This is a genomic window from Streptomyces sp. NPDC001922, from assembly GCF_042891165.1.
Lineage (GTDB): Bacteria > Actinomycetota > Actinomycetes > Streptomycetales > Streptomycetaceae > Streptomyces.
The window spans coordinates 252,239-274,298 of the sequence record NZ_JBIASV010000007.1; the positions used below are offsets into that span (position 1 = coordinate 252,239).

Annotated in this window: 18 protein-coding genes; 12 read left to right on the forward strand and 6 right to left on the reverse strand. The window is 70.1% G+C overall.

What is annotated here, in order from left to right; translation table 11 throughout:
• The first annotated feature begins 245 nt into the window (after nt 1–245).
• The 6 genes from ACFYYR_RS14985 to ACFYYR_RS15010 all read left to right on the forward strand — a co-directional run bounded on the left by ACFYYR_RS14985 (nt 246) and on the right by ACFYYR_RS15010 (nt 7,934).
• Nucleotides 246–2,390, forward strand: coding sequence for a BTAD domain-containing putative transcriptional regulator (locus ACFYYR_RS14985; protein WP_388852031.1), 2,145 nt, complete (start codon nt 246–248; stop codon nt 2,388–2,390).
• A gap of 142 nt (nt 2,391–2,532) precedes the next feature.
• A complete protein-coding gene (locus ACFYYR_RS14990) occupies nt 2,533–3,906 on the forward strand; it encodes an aspartate aminotransferase family protein (protein WP_388852034.1) in 1,374 nt (457 codons plus the stop codon).
• A gap of 120 nt (nt 3,907–4,026) precedes the next feature.
• Nucleotides 4,027–4,671, forward strand: a complete 645-nt coding sequence (locus tag ACFYYR_RS14995; protein ID WP_388852037.1) for a nitroreductase family protein — start codon at nt 4,027–4,029, stop codon at nt 4,669–4,671.
• Nucleotides 4,672–4,717: 46 nt separating this feature from the next.
• Entirely contained in the window at nt 4,718–5,722 is a 1,005-nt protein-coding gene (locus ACFYYR_RS15000) for an aldo/keto reductase (protein WP_388852040.1), read from the forward strand.
• A gap of 34 nt (nt 5,723–5,756) precedes the next feature.
• The gene (locus tag ACFYYR_RS15005) at nt 5,757–6,896 is read left to right on the forward strand and encodes an acyl-CoA dehydrogenase (RefSeq protein ID WP_388852043.1); all 1,140 of its coding nucleotides are present in this window, start codon (nt 5,757–5,759) and stop codon (nt 6,894–6,896) included.
• Between the two features lie 24 nt (nt 6,897–6,920).
• Complete coding sequence (locus tag ACFYYR_RS15010) at nt 6,921–7,934, forward strand: 3-oxoacyl-ACP synthase III family protein (protein ID WP_388852046.1); 1,014 nt, start codon at nt 6,921–6,923, stop codon at nt 7,932–7,934.
• Here ACFYYR_RS15010 and argJ read toward each other — a convergent pair.
• The 6 genes from argJ to ACFYYR_RS15040 all read right to left on the reverse strand — a co-directional run bounded on the left by argJ (nt 7,912) and on the right by ACFYYR_RS15040 (nt 16,021).
• Nucleotides 7,912–9,078 (reverse strand): bifunctional glutamate N-acetyltransferase/amino-acid acetyltransferase ArgJ, encoded by a 1,167-nt coding sequence (gene argJ / locus ACFYYR_RS15015; protein ID WP_388852049.1) that lies wholly within the window; start codon nt 9,076–9,078, stop codon nt 7,912–7,914. The genes ACFYYR_RS15010 and argJ overlap by 23 nt on opposite strands.
• Nucleotides 9,079–9,195: 117 nt before the next feature.
• Nucleotides 9,196–10,170, reverse strand: coding sequence for a clavaminate synthase Cs1 (gene cs1 / locus ACFYYR_RS15020; protein ID WP_388852052.1), 975 nt, complete (start codon nt 10,168–10,170; stop codon nt 9,196–9,198).
• Entirely contained in the window at nt 10,167–11,117 is a 951-nt protein-coding gene (gene speB / locus ACFYYR_RS15025; RefSeq protein WP_388852055.1) for an agmatinase, read from the reverse strand. Before speB ends, cs1 begins: the two co-directional genes overlap by 4 nt.
• Nucleotides 11,118–11,188: 71 nt before the next feature.
• Complete coding sequence (locus tag ACFYYR_RS15030; protein ID WP_388852058.1) at nt 11,189–12,715, reverse strand: asparagine synthase-related protein; 1,527 nt, start codon at nt 12,713–12,715, stop codon at nt 11,189–11,191.
• Between the two features lie 2 nt (nt 12,716–12,717).
• A complete protein-coding gene (locus tag ACFYYR_RS15035; protein WP_388852061.1) occupies nt 12,718–14,433 on the reverse strand; it encodes a thiamine pyrophosphate-binding protein in 1,716 nt (571 codons plus the stop codon).
• A 583-nt stretch (nt 14,434–15,016) separates the two neighbouring features.
• On the reverse strand, nt 15,017–16,021 hold the full coding sequence (locus tag ACFYYR_RS15040) for a LacI family DNA-binding transcriptional regulator (RefSeq protein ID WP_388852064.1): 1,005 nt from the start codon (nt 16,019–16,021) through the stop codon (nt 15,017–15,019).
• Nucleotides 16,022–16,225: 204 nt separating this feature from the next.
• Here ACFYYR_RS15040 and ACFYYR_RS15045 point away from each other — a divergent pair, with 204 nt between their 5' ends.
• The 6 genes from ACFYYR_RS15045 to ACFYYR_RS15070 all read left to right on the forward strand — a co-directional run bounded on the left by ACFYYR_RS15045 (nt 16,226) and on the right by ACFYYR_RS15070 (nt 22,045).
• Nucleotides 16,226–17,212 carry a nucleoside hydrolase gene (locus ACFYYR_RS15045; RefSeq protein ID WP_388852067.1) on the forward strand — a complete coding sequence of 329 codons (987 nt, stop codon included), beginning with the start codon at nt 16,226–16,228 and terminating at the stop codon, nt 17,210–17,212.
• 14 nt (nt 17,213–17,226) lie between these two features.
• Nucleotides 17,227–18,186, forward strand: coding sequence for an adenosine deaminase (gene add / locus ACFYYR_RS15050; RefSeq protein ID WP_388852070.1), 960 nt, complete (start codon nt 17,227–17,229; stop codon nt 18,184–18,186).
• 506 nt (nt 18,187–18,692) lie between these two features.
• A complete protein-coding gene (locus tag ACFYYR_RS15055) occupies nt 18,693–19,535 on the forward strand; it encodes a MerR family transcriptional regulator (RefSeq protein ID WP_388852073.1) in 843 nt (280 codons plus the stop codon).
• Between the two features lie 353 nt (nt 19,536–19,888).
• On the forward strand, nt 19,889–20,380 hold the full coding sequence (locus ACFYYR_RS15060) for a DUF2975 domain-containing protein (protein ID WP_388852076.1): 492 nt from the start codon (nt 19,889–19,891) through the stop codon (nt 20,378–20,380).
• Nucleotides 20,380–20,655, forward strand: coding sequence for a helix-turn-helix transcriptional regulator (locus tag ACFYYR_RS15065; RefSeq protein WP_129244946.1), 276 nt, complete (start codon nt 20,380–20,382; stop codon nt 20,653–20,655). Before ACFYYR_RS15060 ends, ACFYYR_RS15065 begins: the two co-directional genes overlap by 1 nt.
• A 232-nt stretch (nt 20,656–20,887) precedes the next feature.
• On the forward strand, nt 20,888–22,045 hold the full coding sequence (locus ACFYYR_RS15070) for an FAD-dependent oxidoreductase (RefSeq protein WP_388852081.1): 1,158 nt from the start codon (nt 20,888–20,890) through the stop codon (nt 22,043–22,045).
• The last annotated feature ends 15 nt before the right edge of the window (nt 22,046–22,060 follow it).

Here is a 22,060-nt window from a genome sequence, read left to right on the forward strand (position 1 = left end):
GGTGAAGGCGGTGCCGCGCACGAAGGACCGCTCTCGGGGCAGCTCGTGTCCGATGATCCGGGGCGCACGGGAGGCCCCCCCGAGACCCGCAAAGAGGAACTTTCCACTGTCCGGCCGGACCGACACAAGAGGCGTGGCTCGGGTGCTCGGCATGGGAGCCACCGCACCAGGGCGACACCCAGGTCCGGGGAGCGCCAGAGCAGGGGCCCGCGCTCGTGGGAGCGGGACCCTTGGGAGGAAGAGGAATGACGGGGACAACTCTGCCGGGGCAGCAGCGCGATGACGCTCCGCGCCGGATCCGCATGCCGGCTACCGGCGCTGTGCCTGCCGCGGTATCCGCGTTCGGCACCATGACCGTACGGCTGCCCGGGGGACCGTTGCAGCTGGGGCCGCCGCGCCGCCGCGCCGTGCTCGCGCTGTTGCTGATCAACGCCGGCAAGGTCGTGCCGGTCTCGTCGATGGCCCGGAGCATCTGGGAGTCCGGGCCGCCGGATCAGGCCGTCGCGACACTGCAGTCCTATGTGTCGCGGTTGCGCGGGTCGGTCGCCACCAAGCCGCTGTACGGCGGTGGGGTGCTCCGGCTGGAGTACCGCTCGCCGGGGTACGTGCTCCATACGGACCCGGACCATGTCGATGTCATGAGGTTCGAGCGAACGGTCGAACGCGGGCTGGCCGCCCAGCGGCACGGCGAGCCCCGGGAGTCGTTCGCGATGCTGTCCGAGGCGCTGCGTCTGTGGACTGCCCCGCCCTTCGAGGATCTCGCGGCGTACGAGTTCGTGGACCGCGAGGCGGAACGACTGGATCAACTGCGGCTGACCGCGGTGGAGGCGCGCGCTGACGCGGCCTTCGTCCTGGGGCGCAGCGAGGAGGTCCTGAGCGAGCTGGAAAGCGAAGCCGTTCGTCATCCGCTGCGTGAGCGGCTGGTGTTCCAACTGATGCGGGCTCAGTACCGCAACGGTCGACAGGCGGATGCCCTGCGCCAGTTCGAGTGCACACGGCAGTACCTCGCGGACGAACTCGGTGCGGACGTCGGCCCGGAGCTGAGACGGGTCCACGAAATGATTCTTCGTCACGATCCGTCGCTCGCTCCGTCCGCGTCCTGCCGGAGCGCATCCGGAGTGCCGCTGGTGAGTGGGCGGTCCGCCGAGCGGCGTGGGGAGTCCGATGAGCCGGTCGCTGCGACAGGGCCGTGCGGCCCGGGGGAGGGGCCGATGACCGCCGGTCCTTTTGCCGGGCGCCGGAGCGAGCTGCGGCGGTTGCTGACAGCCGCGGAGGCCGGGCACCGCGGGGACGGACGCACCGTGCTGCTCGTCGGGGAGGCCGGTGCGGGCAAGACCAGGCTCCTGCGGGAATTCTCCCGTCGGTGCCGGGAAGTCGGCACCGACGTGGTCACGGTCCACTGCCCGCGGCGCGACGACGTGCCCCCGTACTGGCCCTGGATCCAGGCGCTGCGCCGGGTAGCGGCACGCCGGCCGGACGCCGTGGAAGTTCTGCCGGACGGCGTCCGGCAGGTGCTCGCGTCCCTGGTCGCCGAGCCGGCCCCGGAGCTGGACGCGGGCAAGGGACCGCAGTGGTCGGGACCAGGGCGGTTCGCGTTCCACGACGCCATGAGCCAGGCGTGGCTGGGACTGAGTCACCGCCCCTTGGCGCTGGTGCTGGAGGACTTCCAATGGGCCGACTCCGCCTCGCTTTCCCTGCTGTCCTTCCTCGCGGGCCAGTCGGCCCACTCACGCTTCCTGCTCGTCGTCACCTCCCGGACCTTCGCCGTGGCCGACGCCCCGGCCCTTCGGGCGATGCGGGCGGCGGTACTGCAACTGCTTCATGCCGAGGAGATACGTCTGGGCGCGCTCGATCCGCACGACACCAGGAGGATCGTCACGGCTGTCCGGGAGGACGGTGTCGACTTGTGCCCCGCACTCCACGAGCGCTCCGGGGGCAATCCGTACTTCCTGATGAGTCTGCTGGAGTCGCTCCCCCTCGGGGCCACAGCCGAGGACGTGCGGGAACTGGTGCCGACGGTGGTACGGGAAGTGGTCACCGAGCGGCTTTCCGGGCTCCCGCCGGACGTCCTCGCCGTGCTGGACGCCTGCGCCGTAGCCGGCCCGGACGGCACACGGGGAACGGTGGACGACGGCCCAGCCCGCGGAGACGCCCTCCGCCGGGCCGTTCGCGGGGGCCTGCTGGCAGTGGACGGAACAGCCCCGGATCGTATCCACTTCGTGCATCCGCTCGTCCGGGACGTCGTGCGCCAGGAGCTGCTCCTCACGGAAGCCGACGACCACCCCGGCCCGTGCTCGGGGGCCGCCACCGTTCCGGCGCCTCCCGGGTTGCGCGAGGCGACGCACCCGCGGGCGCACCACGTCGCCCTGAGGGCGGTGCCGTCGGCCTAGGCCGGTGACCCGGCCTTGCGGGCCGCTTGACGTTCCGCTCGTGCTCCGCGTCAGCCGAGCACATCGCCCGGCTGCCAGACTCCCTGCAATCCGGCAGCCGTTCGCCGCCATCGTGTGCCACCTGGCCGAAGGAGCGTTCCCCATGACCATCTCCCGGAAGGCGTCGACGCCCGGACCGGAGCGGACCGCCCAGTGGATCCGGGCCGACCGTGACCGGCTGCTGCACCCCAACCTGGCGGGCAGCCGCACGGACCGCACCGTGATGGTCGAGGGCCGTGGGTGCTACGTCCGCGACAGCACGGGGCGGGAGTACTTGGACGCCGCGGCGGTTCTCGGCATGGTGCAGGTGGGGCATGCCCGGGCCGAGATCGTGGAGGCCGCCGCAGCCCAGATGGCTTCACTGGAGTGCTTCCACATCTGGGAGAGCATGAGCAACGACAAGGCGATCGAGCTGGCCGTCCGGTTGACCGAGCTCGCACCGCCCGGTCTGGAGCGGGTGTTCTTCACCAGCGGCGGAGCGGAGGGAAATGAGATCGCTCTGCGCATGGCCCGGTTCTTCCACTACCGCAGGGAACAGCCCGAGCGAACCTGGATTCTGTCGCGGAAGACGGCCTACCACGGCATCGCCTATGGCGCCGGCAGTGTCTCGGGACTTCCGGTCTACCACCAGGGGTTCGGCCCCACGCTGCCGGACGTGCACCATCTGACGCCTCCGGACCCTTACCACTCCGCCGAGTACGCCGGTGAGGATGTCACCGAACACTGCCTGCGGGAACTGCGGGAGACCATCGAACGGATCGGACCGGACCGGATCGCGGCGATGATCGGCGAACCGGTCATGAGCGTCGGGGGCGCTGTCGTGCCGCCGCCGGACTACTGGCCGCGCGTCGCGGAGCTGCTGCGGTCCCACGGCATCCTGCTGATCTTCGATGAAGTGGTGACGGCCTACGGCCGGACCGGGCACTGGTTCGCCGCCGAACACTTCGGGGTCACGCCGGACATCCTGGTGACCGCGAAGGGGATCACATCCGGCTACGTCCCGCACGGTGCCGTGCTCATCACCGAAGAGGTGGCGGCCGCCGTGAGTGGCTCCACGGGTTTCCCCATCGGATTCACGTACACCGGGCATCCCACCGCCTGCGCGGTCGCGCTCGCCAACCTGGACATCATCGAACGGGAGAATCTGCTGGACAACGCCACCAAGACCGGCGGTCACCTCGCCAACAGGCTGGCGTCGCTCCGGGATCTGCCCGTCGTGGGCGATGTCCGTCAGATCGGCATGATGCTCGGCGTCGAACTCGTCGCGGACAAGACGGCCCGGACCCCGCTGCCCACCGGGACGGCTCCGGTGGCACAGGCCCTCCGGGAGGACGAGGGCATCATTCTGCGCGGCAACCCGCGGTCCCTGTTGATCAACCCTCCCCTTGTGATGGACCGCGGCACAGCCGACGAGCTGGCCGACGGACTGTACGCCGTCCTGGAACGCGTCGGTCCCGACGGACGGATCCGGCGCTAGGGCGTGATTCGAAAGTCCCGAAACTCGCCCTAGCTCCACATCGGGACCGCACCGGACGGCACGTTGACGCCTGCAGCACCCGGCTACGCCCGCGCACAACGGACGAACGAAGGACGGCTCATGTCACTGCTGGAGCTCACACCGGACGAACTGCTGACGACCACACGTTCCGTGCGCAAGCGACTGGACCTGACCCGCCCGGTACCGCTGGAACTCGTCAAGGACTGCATCCGCGTCGCCCTGCAGGCTCCCTCCGGCAGCAACCGGCAGACCTGGCACTGGATCGTCGTGACGGACGCGGACCAGCGAGCCGAGATCGGCCGGTACTACCGGCGAGCCGTGCAGACCTATCTGGGGTCCGACGGTGCCTGCGGGTCCCTGTTCCCGGAAGACCCGGAACGCCACGCCGTGCAGCGGCGCGTGGGCAGCAGCGTCGCCCACCTGGGTGAGCGGATGGGCGAGGTGCCCGTCCACGTCATTCCTTGCCTCGACGCGAGCCGGGCACCGGAGTACAACGAGGCGGGCAAGTGGGGATCGATCATCCAGGCCGCGTGGAGCTACATGCTCGCCGCCCGCGCACGCCGGCTGGGCACTGCCTGGACCACCCTGCACCTCATGTACGAGAAGGAGATCGCCGAACTGCTCGGCATCCCCGACGGCGTTGTCCAGGCGGCGCTGATCCCGACGGCGTACTCCCTCGGGACGGAGTTCAAGCCCGCCGCACGGCAGCCCCTCGACGACGTGCTGCACATCGAGGCGTGGTGAGCCCCTGCATGCACGCACATGAGCGGTCACCGAGGAGGGCAGAGGGGTGAAGGACGGCCATTCACCCCTGCCCACTCGCAGACTCGGCGGGCTGGAGGTGCCGGCACAGGGACTGGGCTGCCTGAGCATGACGTCCTTCTACGGGCAGGCGGACCCCGCGGAGGCCGTCGCCACCGTACGCCGTGCCGTCGACCGGGGCGTCACCCTGCTGGACACGGCAGACGTCCAGGGGCTCGGCGACGGGGAGCGACTGCTCGGGAAGGCCGTCGCGGGCCTACGGGAACGTGTGCTGATCTCCACCAAGGTCGGCCTGGAGCGCGACCGTGACGGGGAGTTCCTGGGAGTCCGCGGCGACCGCGCCTACATCCGGGAACGCTGCCACGGCTCGCTGCGCCGCCTCGGCGTCGATCACCTCGACCTCTACATCAAGCACTGGGCGTCCCCCGGGGAACGGATCGAGGAGGCGATCGGTGCTCTCGCGGAGCTCGTCGCCGAAGGGAAGGTGCGCCACCTGTGCCTCTCCGAGGTCTCCGCCGACACCATCCGCCGCGCCCACGCGGTGCACCCGGTCACCGCCGTGCAGAGCGAGTGGTCCCTGTGGAGCCGGGGCATCGAGGCAGAGGTCGTGACGGCGTGCCGGGAGCTGGGCATCGGCATCATCGCCTCCTGCCCCCTCGGGAGAGGCTTCCTGACCGGCCGGATCACCTCGACCGCAGACCTCGGTCCCCCCGGGGACTTCCGCCGCACCCTGCCGCGGTTCGCCCAGCCCCACCTCGCACGCAATCTGACCGCTGTGGAGTCGTTGCGGCCGCTGGCCGCGGACCGCGGTCTCACCGTCGCACAGCTGGCCCTGGCCTGGCTTCACCACCAGGGCGAGGACGTGGTGCCCATCCCGGGCACCAGCCGCCGCAACCATCTGGACGAGAACCTCGGCGCCGTATGGGTCGAACTGACCGCCGATGAGCGGGCGGCCATGGAGGCCGTGGTGCCGGCGACGGCTGTCCACGGCGAGCGGTACCCGCCCTTCCTGATGCGGCTCGTCGACAACTGAAGCCGCCCCGGCACTCCTGGAGAGCGTGAGAGAGATGAAATTCCTGCAACGTGACCTCGATGCCTGCGAGACGCTTCTGCCGGGCCTCGCCGACCGCCTGGCCGACGTTCCCTTCGACCGGTTGGAGTCCCCCGGGAGCCCCGCCATCTCCCTGTTCCGGGAGTACGGGGGCACCAATCTCCTGGTGCCCCGCGCCTTCGGAGGGATCGGCGCCTCCGCCCTCGACGCCGTCAGGGTCATCCGGGCGCTGGCGTCGCTCGCACCGTCGCTGGCGGTGGCGACCGCGATGCACCACTTCTCGGTCGGCATGCTCTTCGCGGTCGGCCCCCTGTACGACAACACCACCAGCATCCGCACGTCCGTGCTCGACGTCGTCGCGAAGAACCGCTCCTTGATCGCCTCGGGCTTCGCCGAGGGGCGGTCCGGCCGCGGCATTCTCAGTCCGACGGTGGAAGCGCGGAAGACACCGGGTGGCTATCTCGTCACCGGCTCCAAGAAGCCGTGCAGCCTCTCACGGTCGATGGACCTCCTCACCGCCAGCGTCGCGCTGGCGGGGGACGACGGTGCTCCCGAGATGGGTCTGCTGGTGCTCCCCGCCGACCGGCCGGGCATCTCCGTCCATGACTTCTGGTCGACGTTTCCGCTGGTTGCCGCCGAGAGCGACGAGGTACGCCTCACGGATGTGTTCGTCGAGGAGGACCAGATTCTCCGCACGCCACCGAATGCCGCGGAGAAGCTGGACGAGCTCAACGAAGCCGGCGTCATCTGGTTCCAGATGATTGTCGCCGCCTCCTACACCGGCGTCGCCAGCTCACTGGTCGACCTGGTGTTGCGCGACCGGCGGGGCTCGGCCGCGGAGCGCGCGCAGCTGTGCCTTCTCGTCGAGACCGCGGTGTCCCTGGTGGAAGGAGTCGCCCGGAGGATCATGGACGACGACCTCGGCAACGACTGTGCCGCTGCCTCCCTGTTCACCCGTTTCTCCGTGCAGGACCTCCTCGTCAGGGCTGTCGGCCAGGCGGTGGAGATGCTGGGCGGCATCGCCTACATCACCTCACCGAAGGTGGCCTACCTGGCTTCCGCCGCACAGGCCATCGTCTTCCATCCGCCGTCGCGGATCAGCATGAGCGAGGCGGTCGTCGAGTACTACGCAGGCAAGCCGTTGTTCTTCTCCTAGCCCAGCGAGAGGGTGGTGTGCGTCATGGCGGGAATCGTCGATTTCGAGATCTCGCTGCCGTCGTCGCGGATCAGCGTCCGGCAGATGGCCGCGAAGTCCGGTCTACCGGAGGAGGAGGTGCGTGCGGTCACCACATGCGACAGCATCCCGGTGCTCGGAGCCACCGAGCGGGAATGGGAACTCGCCCTGCGAGCCGCCCGCACGGTGCTGGAACGCACCGGGGTCCCTCCGGAGGCCGTCCGGACCGTGATCTATGCCGGCTCCGGCGAATGGGAGATGCCCTACTGGACGCCGTCGGCCAAGGTCGCCCACGAACTCGGGATCGAGCAGGCGTACTGCTTCGAGCTCGCGAACTACTGCAACGCCATGACGGCAGCAGTGCAGATCGCGTGCGACCAGCTGGCGTCGCGGCGTGATGGGTACGCGCTCGTGCTGATCGGTGACCGGAACAGCACGATGCTGGACTACGGAGAAGCCGAGTTCAAAGAGCTGTTCAACAACGGAGACGCGGGAGGTGCCCTTCTGCTGTCGGCGTCCGCCCGGGTGGCGGAGGTCCTCGGGTCGGCGATGCGCACCGACCCGAGCTGGTCCGACTACTACACCGGCGTCCGCAGAGGCGACGGGATCGTCGTCCGCCGCAACGGATTCCGCGACGGGTTGGGTGACGCCTACATCGAGACCTTCGTGGCGCTCACTGCGGAGCTCCTCACCTCTGTTGGCAGAGACATCACCGATGTCGCCGCGATGCTGGTCACCCACGGCAACCGGCGGATCCACGAACGCCTGTTGCGGGAACTGGGTCTGCCCGACACCAAAACCGTCTTCAACTACCACCGGCTGGGGCACATGGGCAACGCGGACACCCTGATCGCGATGCAGGACCTGATCGCCGCGAACAGCCTCAGCCGCGGAGACCTGGTCCTGCACGCCACCAGCGCCTTGGGCTTCAGCTGGGGGGTCATGGCCATGGAGTACGTGGGGCCCTCACCCACGGAGCACGCCCCGGCGGCTGAAGTCATGTCGAGTAGTCCGCATTGAGCCGGACGTACCCCTCCGTCAGATCGCAGCCGTACACGGTGAAGGCGCCGTCCGAAATACCGAGATGAACGCCGATGACGACCTCGCTGCCCCGCATCCGCTCGGCGACGGCAGCGCGGACGTCGTCCTCGTCCCCCGAACCGGGCACGCCGGGCGGGTACACGGGCACATCGCCGAAGCGGATGACGACCTTGCCCTGGTCGATATCGGTGTCGGCGGAGCACTTGCCGATCGCCATGGCCACGCGGCCCCAGTTGGGGTCGCCGCCGTGCACCGCGGTTTTCACCAGGGGCGAGTTGACAACGGCTTTGCCGACGCGTTTGGCCTGCGCGCTGTCACGCGCCCCGGTCACGCGTACTTCGATGAGCTTGCCCGCGCCCTCGCCGTCACGGGCGATGTCCTTGACGAGCTTCAGTGCCACCTCGTGGAGGGCCTCTTCGAACTCCGCGAGGTCCACCGGGCCGGCCAGCCCGTTGGCGAACAGTGCCGCCGTGTCGCTGGTGGAGGTGTCGGTGTCGATGCTGACGGCGTTGAAGGTCCGGTCCATGACCCGGCGGAAGAGACGGTCCTGTGCGTCGGGGTCCAGCTGGGCATCGGTGGCGAAGAAGGCCAGCAGCGTGGCCATGTCGGGCTCCAGCATACCGACCCCCTTGGCGATACCGGTGATCACCGCTCGGCCGACACGTGCACAGGCCGTCTTGGGCCGAGTGTCCGTGGTCATGATGGCCCGGGCCGCCCGGTCGAAGCCGCCCTCGGGGAACGGCGGTGACAGGGCCTTGAGATGGTCCCGGATGCCCGGCATCGGGTACTGCCGGCCGATCACACCCGTGGAGGCGATGAGCAGTTCGTCCTCGGGCAGGCCCACCGCCTGCGCCACCGATGCGCGAACCTCATGTGCATTGTTCTCGCCCTCGGCGCCGGTGGCCACGTTGGCGTTGCGGGCCAGTACGACGACTCCCCGGGCCACGCCGTCGGCGGCTGCCGCGCGGCTCAGTGTCACGCTGGGACCGGCGAAGCGGGAGCGGGTGAACACCGCACTCACCACGGCCGGCACGGTGGAGACCAGAACGGTCAAGTCGTCCCGTCCGTCGTCTGCGAGACCCACCGGTGCGGTGTGCACCGCGAATCCCCGCGGTTCAGGCACTGCGCCTTCCGTCATACCTATTCACCCCTCCGTATAGAGATGCTGGAGTCCAGCTTGGCAGCCCGCGCGCGGGCGCGCCAGTGGGCCGCCACTGGCGGCCCACTGGCGTCCTGTGACTCAGTGGCGCGGTACGAAGTCCACGACGTCACCGGCCCGTTCCCCTCCGGACAGCTGCCCGTTGCGGTCGGTACGGATGTAGACCCGGTGCAGCCAGCGGTCCTTGCCGTCCCACCGCGGTGTGAAGGGGGTACGGGCGTGAGTGGTACGGAAGTTGTCCACGATCAGGACGTCACCCGGGACGAGGCGTACCGGCTCTCGCACCTCGTCGAGTGCCTTCGACAGCACGGCGAGGGCTTCCACGTCGGCGTGGTCCCGCGGGGCGAGCAGCTCGCGGTCGTACCCGAGGAAGGGGTCCCGCGGGTCGCCGTACAGAGGCTTGACGTCGGCGATGGCCCCCGGGTCCTCGACGCCGCCACGGAAGGCGACGTCCACACGGCAGGGGAGGGGCCGGCCGAAGAGATGCGTGCGGATGTCGTCGGGCACGAGGGGAAGTGCCCTGCGGATCGAGCCCACCAGAGTGATCGCCTTGCGCTCGTGATCCGCCCGGGAGCAGGCGAGCATCACGTAGTTCGGCTGGCGCACGTGGTAGGCCATCTCCGTGTGGAACTCCAGCAGGGTCTCCGAGGTCTCGGAGGACAGGTAGTGGGCTCCGGGCGACGGGTAGACGTCGTGGTACACGGAGGCGGAGCGCAGTTCCCGGTAGCCGGTGTGCAGGCCCAGGCGGCGGCCGACGATCGCGAGCATGGCCTCCAGGTGCAGCAGCGGCCGGTCCACCGGCGCGGGTGTGCGGTCGGGCGTGGTCGGCAGGGCGTCGTCGTCCTCCACCGGCAGCCCGCGCAGCAGTAGGTACCCGGCCTGGTTGCCGTCGGCGTTGAACGCGTCCAGCGCTGTTCCCATGAGCTCGGGGAGCGCCGTGGCGGCGGTGTGCGCCGCGTCGAAGAAGCCGTGCAGGTCGCGGCGGGGAACCCGGGGCAGCCCCGCCGCCAGCGCGAGCAGTTCGGCGGAGTGCGGGGAGCAGGGCAACACGGTCACGAGGACGTCCTTTCCGAGGTGTGTGCGCGGGCGTACTGGTACAGGAGCTCGGCGCCGATTTCGGTGGCGAGGACTGAGGTGATCCCGCCGTGGTCGTAGAGCGGCGAGACCTCCATGACGTCGAAGCCCACCGGATGCAGATCGCCGGTGGTGCGCAGCAGGGCGAGCACCTCGCGCGAGGTGGGACCGCCCGGGGCGGGCGTGCCGGTGCCAGGGGCGAACGCCGGGTCCACGACGTCGATGTCCACCGATACGTAGACCGGCGTGTCGCCGATCCGTTCCCGCACCAGTTCCCCGGTGGCCTCGGGGCCGAGAGCGCAGAATTCGTCCGAGGTGACGATCCGCACCCCGTGCCCTCGGGCGTAGTCCAGTGAGTCGGGCCGTGGATTGTGGCCCCTGATCCCTATCTGCAGCATGCGCTGCGGTTCGACGAGCTTCTCCTCGATGGCATGCCGGAATGGCGTGCCATGGTGGTACTCGCCGCCGTAGAAGGCGGGGTTGGTGTCGGAGTGCGCGTCCAGGTGCAGCACGGCGACCGGCCCGTGCTCGGCGGCGACGGCGCGCAGGGCGGCGAGGGTCAGTGAGTGGTCGCCACCGATCATGAGGAAGGCGGCGTTGTCGGCGAGCAGTTCGCCCAGTCGCTCCTGGGCGGCTCCCATCGCCATGTGCATGTTGAACGGCGTCAGATCGATGTCGCCGGCGTCGACGCAGTCGATCAGGTCGAAGGTGCCGGGCCCACGGTCGATGCCCACCCCATGGATGAGTCCGGATTCGTGGCGTACGGCTCGAGGTCCGAAGCGTGCGCCGGGCCGGTAACTGGTGCCGCCGTCGTAGGGGGCGCCGATGACCACGACGTCCTTGCCCCGCGGCGACGGGTTGTGCGGAAGGCGCATGAACGTGGGGATCTGGGCGTAGCGGGGTGAGACGGTGGTGTCGATGCGTTCCACGGTGTGGTCCCTCCGTGCGGCGCGACCGGCAGCCGGTCGCGGGACGGGTCCATGACGGTCGGGTGACGGGCTCATTGCGGGACCGGACGGACGCCGGAGAGCAGCCGGGCGGCGACGAGCTCCACCACGGCATCGGTCGCCATGTCGTCCGGGTGCCGGCCGCCGACGACGACGCGGTCGAACAGCTCCGCGACAACCAGGCTCTTGGCCTGGTGCACGCGGTCGTGAGGGACACCGGCGTCCGTCAGCAGCCGGGTGAACGACGAGGTGGTACCCGATCCCTCGTGCACACCGAGCTTGGGACGGACGACGACCTCCCGGGGCAGGATGTCGCCCATGGCGGCGCGCAGTACCCACTTGTCCTGTCCGTACCGGCGCTTCAGCCCCGCCTCCAGCGACACCAGGGCGTCCAGGACGTCGCGGTCCCAGTAGGGGTGGGTGGACCAGTGACCGGCGATGCCCGAGAGGACCGGTGTCATCTCGTTCAGCCCGTCGAACGTGTCCATGTCCCGGCAGACCGCGGTGTCCAGCTCCGGAAGCCGGTCCTCGCGGTGCATGCCCCCCAGCGGGATGTCGGCCCCGTAGCCGGTGAGGATGCGCCGGCCCGTGCCCGGAAGACGCAGGTACAGAGCGGTCAGCGGCAGCAGGTACTCGATGACGTCGGGGTCGAGACACTCCGCCGCCCAGACCGTGTGCGGGAGCCGGCGCAGCAGTTCGGCGGTCGGGATGACGATCTCTTGGTGCGCGGAGCCGAGGTGCCGGGCGACCACCCGGGCCTGCGGGAACTCGTCGGCCTCCTCGGTGCCCATCGAGACGGTGTCGATCGGCGTGGCCGACCGGCGGGTGGCCAGCGCCGCGACGCTGGAGGAGTCGATGCCGCCCGAGAGCACCACCAAGGGGGTGTCCCCGCTCGTACGGCTGCGCACCGCGAGCTCCAGGGCCCGGCGTACGGTCCCGGCCGCCTCCTCTTCCGGGACGATCCGGCGGGCTTGCGGTGGTGACCATGTGCGGTGCGTGCCGCAGTTCCCGGTGGCCACCTCGATGTCCAGTACCGTGCCGGCCGGGACCTGATGGACACCGGGCAGCCGGCGGACGGGCCGCGCGGCGAGAGACCGCCCCTCGGGGGCTGTGCGCAGCGCCTTGGCCTCCGTCGCCGTCAGCACACGGCCGGGAGCGGCGGACACATGGAGGGGCAACGAGCCCGCGTGGTCGGTTGCCAGTACCGCTCGTCCGGGAGCGGCCAGCAGTGCGGCGAACCGGCCGTTGAGCAGCCGGAACGCATGGACGTCATAGATGCCGAAGAGGGCCAGGACCAGAGCCGCGTCGCTGCTCGGCAGGGTGCGGCCGGGCAACAACCGGAGCAGATCCTCCTGGTTGTACAGCTCCCCGGCGAGCACCAGTGTGCTCCCCTGGGTGTGGGCGAGTGCCTCGTCCGGCGCCCCGGAGTGCAGGAGGACGCCGCACAGGCTCTGGTCGGCCGTGCGCTCCCTGAACGCTGCCCGGGCAGTGCGGGAGGCGAAGACCGGGTCGATCGGCCGGCCGTCGTCCTGGCGGATCTCGGCGAGGAAGCCGCTGGCGGAGGGAAGGTTCTGCGCCATGGTCAGATGCTCAGAGCGCCGAAACCGCCGGCCTGGAAGTCGTAGTTCACCGGCACTTCGACCAGGAACGGCCGCCCGAGGCCGGCGCCCTTGCGCAGAGCGGCCATCAACTCCTCACGGCTCGTGGCCCGGGCCGCCTCGACCCCGTTGGCGCGGGCGAGTGCGGTGAAGTCGACGCCGGTGAACTTCACTGCCGGATCGTGTGACCGGTGGTGGCCGAGGTTCTGGTACAGCTCGATGAGTCCATTGGTGTCGTTGTTGACGACGACGGTGACGATGGGCAGGTTGAGGCGGGCGATCGTCTCCAGGTCCGCGCTGTTGGAGTGGAACCCACCGTCCCCCGCGATGAGGAACGTGGGCTGACCGGGCCGGGCGAGCTGGGCTCCTATCGCTGCCGGAATGCCGTAGCCGAAACTGGAGCACCCGGCAGAGGTGAGAAAGCCGAACGGCTGGTCGGCGCGAGCGAAGAGCACCCCGTAGTGCCGGAAGAAACCGATGTCGGAGACGATGGTGCCCTCGCCCGCCCCGGCGGTCTCCGCCATGACGGTGTTCATGGCATCGATCACCTGGTGGACCCGCAAGCCGTCGTCGTAGTGGCGCGGGTCGGCCAGGAACTCGGCGATCCGTTCCCGCAGCGGCGCGATGTCGTGCGGAGTCTTCGCGGCGAGGGCGGCCGTGCGGCTGTCGAGATACTCCACGAAGTCCCGCACGTCGGTGACGATCTCGACGTCCGGGCGGTAGACCCGCGGAATCGGATTGGCCGTGGGGGAGACGCGGACCGTCATCTTCTCTCCGCCGCGCCGCCACATCGACGGGCGCAGGTCCTCGGCGTAGTCGTAGCCGAGGGTGAGGACGAGGTCCACGGGCCCGAACAGGGTCTCCAAGGCGGGGAAGGACAGGATGCCGTCCATGTAGCCCGTGACGGCACCGTAGTTCAGCTCGTGGCCCTGGGGGAGCACGCCCTTGGCGATGTAGGTGGTGATGACCGGGATGCTCAGGCGCTCGGCCAGCGCACGGATCGCCGGCACGGCCCCGGAGCGGATCGCGGCGGCGCCGACGACCAGAACCGGGTGCTGCGCCGCCCCGAGCAGCCCCGCGGCCCGCTGCGCGGCTTCCTGCCAGCCGTCCTCGACCGTGCCCAGGGGCTTGGCCGGAGTCCTGGCCTCGGGGTGCGACAGAGAGGTGTCGATCTCGCTGCCGAGGAGGTCGACGGGAAGGGAGATGAAGCTGGGGCCGACGGGCTCGGTCATCGCTGCCGCCACTGCCGAGTCCAGCAGATCGGTCACATCGTCGGGACGCTGGAGTTCAACCGCGTACTTGGTCATCGGTCGCATCACGGCGACCGAGTCCAGGCACTGGTGGGTGTCGTTGGGGAAGATGTCATGCGACTCGGACTGGGCGGCGAGCGCGATGACCGGCGATCGGTCCAGGATCGAGGTGGCGACACCGGTGGCCAGATTCGTCATGCCGGGCCCCAGCGTGGCCCAGCAGGCCTGCGGCCGGCCGCTGATCCGGGCGAGGACATCGGCGGCGACCCCGGCGGTGAACTCGTGCCGGGTGAGCACGAAGTCGATGCCCTCCACCTCGTCGAAGAGGATCGACGCGGCCTCCCGGCCGACCACTCCGAACACGGTGCGCACGCCGTGGTCGTGAAGACGGCGCAACAGAGCATGGGCGGTAGTCGGGTTGGCGCTCGGTCCGGTGGAGACGCGAGACATGGCAACTCCTCTGGGGGAAGGGGCGGACGCGCCGGACGCTCACCGGGCGCGCGGGTGTTCGCGAGCCGGTGGGCGGTTCGGCCGGTTCCGACGACTTTGCCGGAGGTGCCTTGCAGGGCCATGGACGGAATCCATGTGCGGTCTCTGCGGGGTTCGGGGGCGGTCATGGTGGAGAAGTCGACGGCCCCGACGATGCGCCGTGCTCGGCCATGGGCCCGTTGAGGATGTCGCCGCGCCTGCCGGGCGCGGCGAGCAGGACGCCCGCCGCGTTCGACCGGGCTCGGACCGGTTTCGGGCCGCCCCGACGTGCCTGGCCGGGCGAGCCGTCGATCACCGCCCGCGACCAGTTCGACCGCGGTCATCACGAAGGCGCGCGTCTGCTCTTCGGTGTTCGGTCCCCAGGTCTGGAAGCGGCAGACCTCGACGAGGAAAGCTCAGGAGTGGACAGCTCGCCAGTCTGCGAGCTCGATTCCGCTCGAGGTCACCGAGTGTCGAGCCACAAGCTGATCTTGCCAGATGCAGTCGCGCCTACGACGCCCGGCACGAGCGCGGGCCGCGGGGCTACCGGTTCACCATCGGGCACTCAGGATTCGGTGGCTGCGCACCCGCAGCTGCCCCGGATCACGAGGGGAGCCGACACGGTGGGCGGCGCTGCGGCCTCGCCGCTGAGGAGCAGGTCGACGGCGTGAGCCGCCATCGCCTCCAGGGGTTGCTGGGTGACGGTGAGGGCGGGGGCGGTGTAGGCGCTGTCGGGGGTGCCGTCGAGGCTGATGACGGCCAGACGGTCGGGGACGGCCAGTCCGTGAGCCCGGGTTCCGGCGAGGACGCCGATGGCTTGTTCGTCGGTGGCGGTGATGAGCGCGGCGGGCATGGTGCCCTCGCTGACGAGCTGCCCGGTCAGGGCCGCTGCCGCGGCACGGGAGTACGCGCAGCGCAGCAGGGGGGCGCCGGTGCCGGCGAGGGCCGTCTCCCAGGCGGCGTGGCGTCGGCCGACCGGTCCGGCGTCGCGTGGTCCGGCGAGGAAGGCGATGCGGGTGTGTCCGTGGCTGCGCAGGTGGGCGACGGCCTGCTGGACGGCGGCTTCGTTGTCGGCGGTCACTGCCGGGGCCTGCCCGTCCTCGGGCTGGTTGTGGACGTATACGGCGGGGACGCCGGCTCGCTTGACCTGGGTGGCGACGTCGGCGCCACCCTCGGCGGAGACGATGATGAGCCCGTCGACCTGGGCGGCGAGGAACTTGTCCGCGAGATGCTCCTGCCGGTCCGGGGAGTATCCGGCGTTCCCGGTCAGGGTGAGCTTTCCGCGCTTGTCCAGTGCCTGCTCGACGTGCCGGGCCAGCGCGCCGAAGTAGGGGTTGGAGGCGTCGGCCAGGATCAGGCCGACCACGCCGGTGGTCCGCGAGCGCAGGGCCCGGGCGATGCGGTTGGGCCGGTAGTCCAGCTCGGCCGCGGCGGCCAGGACCCGCTCGCGGGTCTCGGCCGCGACCGGCCGGGGGCCGTTGTTCATCACGTAGCTGACTACCGCTGTCGAGGTCCCGGCCGCGCGGGCCACGTCCATCAGGGTCGGGGCCTTGCCCGTTCGCTTCGCCATAACCCTTGCATCCTCCCATCTAAACGATTAGACATGCGGTATGAAGGGATCCTTGGCAGGCCGGGTGGTGGCCGTGGGCTCACCACCGGGCGGCGGTCACCGCCACCACCGCGCTCGGTGCCCAGTCCCGCGAGTGACCTCGTCCGTATGCGAGCCCACTGCCCCTCGCGCATCCCGCACGACTCGCACGAATGGAGCACGGCCATGTCTGCCCTTCCTCTGCTCATTGACACCGACACCGGGTCCGACGACGCGGTCGCGCTGCTGCTCGCCGCCGCCAGCGGGCTGGGCGACATCCGGGCGGTGACCACCGTGGCGGGCAACGTGCCCGTCGGGACCGGCACCCGCAACGCGCTGATCTCCCTCGAGACCGCGGGCCGCACCGACATCCCCGTCCACCCCGGCTGCGCCCGCCCGATGACGCGCACCCTTTCCAGCGCACAGCACGTCCACGGCGAGGACGGCATGGGAGACATCGGTCTGCCCGACCCGTCCACCGCCTGCCGGAGCACCCATGCCGTCGATGTCCTGCTGTCCTACCCCCGTGAGCACCCGGGGGAGCTGACCCTGGTCACGCTGGCCCCTCTCACCAACATCGCTGCCGCCCTGCTGCGCGATCCCGAGCTGTTCACCCGCTACCGGCACGTGTACTGCATGGCCGGCGCCGCCGACCTGCGCGGCAACGTCTCGCCCACCGCCGAGTTCAACCTCTGGGCCGACCCCGAGGCCGCCCGCATCGTCACCCAGGCCGCCACACCCGAGAAGGTCACCTGGATCGGCTGGGACGTCTCCCGCAAGGACGCCGTCATGACCCCGGCCGACCAGCAACGACTGGAACAACTCGGCACCCCGATGGCCACGTTCGCCCACCGCATCAACCGCACCGTGGCCGACTGGGCCCGGGAGGTCACCGGGCTGCCCGGCTACGACCTGCCCGACCCCGTTGCCATGGCCGTGGCGCTCGAGCCCGGCCTGATCACCGAACAGGAACGGGCCCACGTCGCCATCTCCGTCGCCGACGACACACGCGGCCAGATGATCATCGACCGGCGCCTGTCCGCTCCCGCCCCCAACATCACCCTGGTCCGCCGCGTCGACGAGACCGGCTTCAAGAAGCTGCTCTTCGACACCGTCACCACACCCCTCCCCGCCGGCTCGCCGCGCACCGACGCGGCTCCGTACGCCTCCTGAACGGGACCGAGCTCATGAGCACCCACGCCGCGCGGATCCCGCGCTACGAACTGCACTGCCACCTCGACGGCTCCGTCCGCCCGGGCACCGTCGCCGCCCTCGCCCGCCATCAGGGCATCGCCCTCGACAGGCCGGTCGAGGAGCTCGTCGTGGCCCCGGCGCACTGCGGCAGCCTGACCACCTTCCTGACCCACATCGACCTCCCCTTGCAGGTTCTGCAGACTCCCGACGCCCTCACCCGCACTGCCCGGGAGCTGGTCGAGGACTGGAAAGCCGACGGTGTCGTCTACGGAGAAGTACGCTTCGCCCCGCAACTGCACGTCCGCCACGGCATGACCCGCGACGAGGCCGTCCAAGCAGTGGCCGAAGGACTGGCCCAGGGCCGGGCCACCACCGGCGTGAGTACCGGGCTCCTGCTGTGCTGTCTGCGCCACCAGAGCCCGGACGAAAGCCTCGCCGTCGCCGAGACCGCCCTGCGGCACCGAGACGCCGTCGTGGGCCTCGACCTCGCCGGTGACGAGACTCTGTACACCGCCCAGCTCCACCGGGCCGCCTTCGATCTCGCCCACAGCGCCGGCCTGCCCTGCACCGTCCACGCCGGCGAAGCGGCAGGGCCGGAAAGCATGTGGGAGGCGATCGACGTCCTCGGTGCCCGCCGCATCGGCCACGGTGTGCGCTGCACCTCCGACACGGCACTGCTGAACCGGCTCCGGACCGACACCATCGCCCTGGAGATGTGCCCCACCAGCAACGTGCAGACCGGCGCCGTCCCCAGCCTCTCCGGCCATCCCGCCACCGCACTGCTGACGGACGGACTGCCCGTCACCATCAGCACCGACACCCGCACCACCTCCGCCACCACCCTGCAGCGCGAGTTCACGTCGTTGCGGCAGGCCACCGGGTGGACCAGCCAGCACGAAACCCTCGCGCAGGAGAACGCCGCCCAGGCGTCCTTCAGCCATCGAAGCGAGTAGTACAGGGGGCGGGCGCGACGGCCACGTGACGCGCTCTGCCGACTGATGTGTTGCCAAGGGGGCGTCGCGTGGTGCTGCCGGCCCAACCGGGAGCGGTTTGCGTGCCGACAGGGAAGCCGGCCTCTACGACGCACCCGACGACGCCACGTGGTTCCGCAAACGCTATGCCGCTGTGGGCCGCGAGCTTGCTGCCCTGGAAGAAGAGCCCCAACGCCCGGGACTGGCGAGACGGCGGCCGATCGCTGCGCATCGAGCCAAGAGGTCGCAGAAGTGGTCGGGGCGGCGACCTGCCCGACGCTCTCTCTGGGACGTGTTTCGAAAGTACGTCGTCCGCCCGAAGGGCGGGGCCGGAGGTGTCCGGTGCGTGCGATCGCAAGGCGGAGGGTGGGGGTACCTCCCGGGCCGCCAACGATAGCCCGTCAGGCTCCGGGTGGTGTGTAGTTGCACATGCCGTAGCGGCATGTGGTGTCTTCGAGGGCACCACAGCACGAAAGGCCCTGTCTGCGATGTACCCCTCCGCCACGCCTCCCCGCGAGGTCAAGATCGGCGATGCCGCCGCCTTCGCCGGAACCACCCCGCGCGCCATTCGTCACTACCATCAGATCGGTCTGCTGCCGGAGCCCGAGCGAGGCGGAGACGGACGCCGCCGCTACGGCTACGACGACATGATCCGCCTGCTGTGGATCCGCAAGATGTCCGAGGCCGGCATCAGCCTGGACGACATGCGGGTCGCCTTTGACGAAGCCCGGGACGTTGAGGACGTCCTGGGCCGGCTGGAGGAGACCCTGGCCGCCCAGGAGGCCGACATCAAGCGTCAGCGCGCGGCAGTCCGGCGCCTGCGGGTCGTGGGCAGCCCACTGGGCTTGCTCTCCCCGTTGGTCACGGACCGGCTCAGTCACCTGCCTTCTGGCGCACTGCGCCCCTCCGACCTGGACGCCCTGCTGGTCACAGAACGGATCTTCGGGCCGCTGGGAGCCGCAGTTCAGGCCAGCGTGTTCATCACCCTGGCCACCCACCCCGACCTACGGGCCGAGGCAGACCGCCTCGATGCGGCCGACGCCGCCCTCGATGACACCGTCGACCCCCACGACCCGCAGGTCGAGGAACTCGCCGCGCAGCACTGCGCCCACCACAAGGCCCTGCTCCAGGCCATTGAAGCGGCCGGACTGGACGCGGCCGAGGAGAAGCTCTTCGAGATCTACGACGCCGAGGCGAGCGGCGAGGAGGACGCCCGGATGAGCGCCTTCGAAGCGGTCACCAAGATGCCCTACGGCTTCTCCGCGGCCCGGACGCGGTGTGTGGAACTCACGGCACGGCTCCTTGACGGGGACCTCTCCGCAGGCAGCTGATCGCTGGTGTGGCCGTGCGTGAGGATCCCGGATTGGCCACCGACACGAAGCCGGCGTCTCGACGTCTCGACACGGCCCGCACACTCCACGAGCGGGAAACCCAAGCCGCCGACCCGGGCCACGCTCCTTGAAACTCCCCACTTCGTTGAACACCAGAGCGAGTGATGCGAGGAGCATCCCTGGCTTGCCCTTGGTGTCGTGCTCTAGCCGCTCCACGCGGGCCCTGGAAGCGGCTCGCCCCACTACGTCAGGAACTCGGGAGGGCACGCAGGCTCATCCCACCGACGGACCCGACTTGCCATGCCTATCGATATTCGATAGTTTTCCATCGTGATTCGATCAAGGGAGTGGCGTTGGGAAAGCTGACAGTGCTCGCGCTGCGCGCCGTGATGGTGGCTCTGCACGCCGGGGCGGTGTTCGCCCAGGCGGTGATGGTGGCGATGCTGACGGGCGCCATGGAGGAGAACATCCTTGTGGACCGCCGCACTCCGGTCCTCGTGATCATGGTCCTGGGTGTCGTGGCGGTTCAGGTGGTCCTGGTCTGCGTGTGGCGGCTGGTGACAATGGCGCAACGCGGAACCGTGTTCTCCCACGCCGCATTCCGCTACGTCCATCTCGTGATGGGCGCGTTCGTGGCGGCCTCGCTCCTGGTGCTCGCGCTCGGAGCGGTCCTGGCGCCCGGCGAGGTCGTGCCCCCGGGCGTTGAGGTCCTGCTGGGCGGGGTCAGCCTGGCGATCTTCGGGAACGCACTCATCGTGCTCGTGCTGCGGATGCTGCTCGCGCAAGCCGTCGCACGCGACGTCGAGGCGTCACAGCTGGGGGCCGAGTTGGCCGAGGTGATCTGATGCCGATCGCCGTCGACATCGATGTGATGCTGGCCAAGCGGAAGATGTCCGTGGGCGAACTGGCGGACCGTGTGGGGATCACACCCGCCAACCTGGCGGTGCTCAAGAACGGCCGCGCCAAGGCGGTGCGCTTCACCACGCTCGCCGCGCTGTGCGAGGTGCTTGAGTGCCAGCCCGGAGACCTGCTGCGCTGGGCGCCCGATGATCCCGGTGACAGGGACAGGGCTGCGCACGAATCCGGAGCATCCGTCCCGGCGGGCTCCCCGCCGCGGTGACCGCAGTCGCGGTAGCCGGTCGCCTGCACACGATCACGAGGCACGACGCCATCGACCATCCCTGCTGCGCGACCCGCTCCGCCTGATCTTCAGCAAACTCCCGAGCGACGACCTGACGACGACGTCCGCACACCTCATCCCGGCACGGACTTGGCCGTAGTGCCCGCCGCCGGTCGGCGCCTGCCTCGCGCCGCACGCACCGATGACGGACTCCACAACGAACAGAGCAGACATGACGACAGCACACCTCTCTTGCCGCCTCGGGGGCACAGACAGTGCCGACGTACTGGTGGTCGGGGCCGGCCTGGCCGGACTCAACACCGCCACACTCCTCGCCCGACAAGGCCACGACGTGCTCCTGGTCGAACGCCGAACGAACCTTGCCGGCGCGATCCGCACCACAGGAATCTTCGTACGGAAGACACTCGACGACTTCCCGCTGCCCCCCGACTGCCTCGGACCACCGATCCGACGCGTAGTCCTCTACCCCCCTGACCTGCGCCGCCCGGTCAGCCTCACCAGCCCCCGCGACGAATACCGGGTGGGCGACATGGCACCACTCTACGAAGCGACGGCCGCCACCGCGGTCGACGCCGGCGTACGCATCGCACTGGGCACGCGCTACACCGGCCGACAGGGCAACACCTTCCACCTGGCCGGTCGCGACGGACCGACCACGGTCCGGGCCCGCTTCATCGTCGGCGCCGACGGGGCCCGCTCACGAGTCGCCCGCGACCTCGCTCTCGACCGCAACCACCACCTGATCGTCGGCGCCGAAGAGGTCTTCGAACTACCCGGAAGCGACCAGCCACCGACATTCCACTGCGTACTCGACCCCTCACTCGCCCCCGGCTACCTGGCCTGGGTAATCAACGACGGGCAACACGCCCACGTCGGAGTCGCAGGCTACGCCGACCGCTATCCAGACGGCCTTCGCCGTGCGATGGAGCAGTTCAGCGCCTCGGCGCCCGGACTGACCGGCATCGAACGTCCCGAAACGGTGGAGCGGCGCGCAGGCCCCATACCCGTCGGCGGCCTGCTGCGCCGGATCAGCTGCGCCGGCGGGCTTCTCGTGGGGGATGCAGCAGGCGCGGTCTCCCCCCTCACTGCCGGTGGCCTGGACCCGTGCCTACGGCAGTCGCAACTCGCAGCCGAGGTTCTCGACGACGCACTGCGCGCCGGGAAACCGGACACGATGACCAACTACGACGGAGCCGCGCTCCGCCCCCACTTCCGCGGACGACTCATGCTGCGCCGGGCATTGGCCCACGTACGGACGCCTGCCACAGCAGCAGCGGGATTCACCCTGCTACGCACACCGTTCGGCCGGGCCGCGGCAAGCCGAGTCCTCTTCGGCGACAGATCCTTCCCCGACCCCACACCCAAGTGAACTCACTGAGAGGCC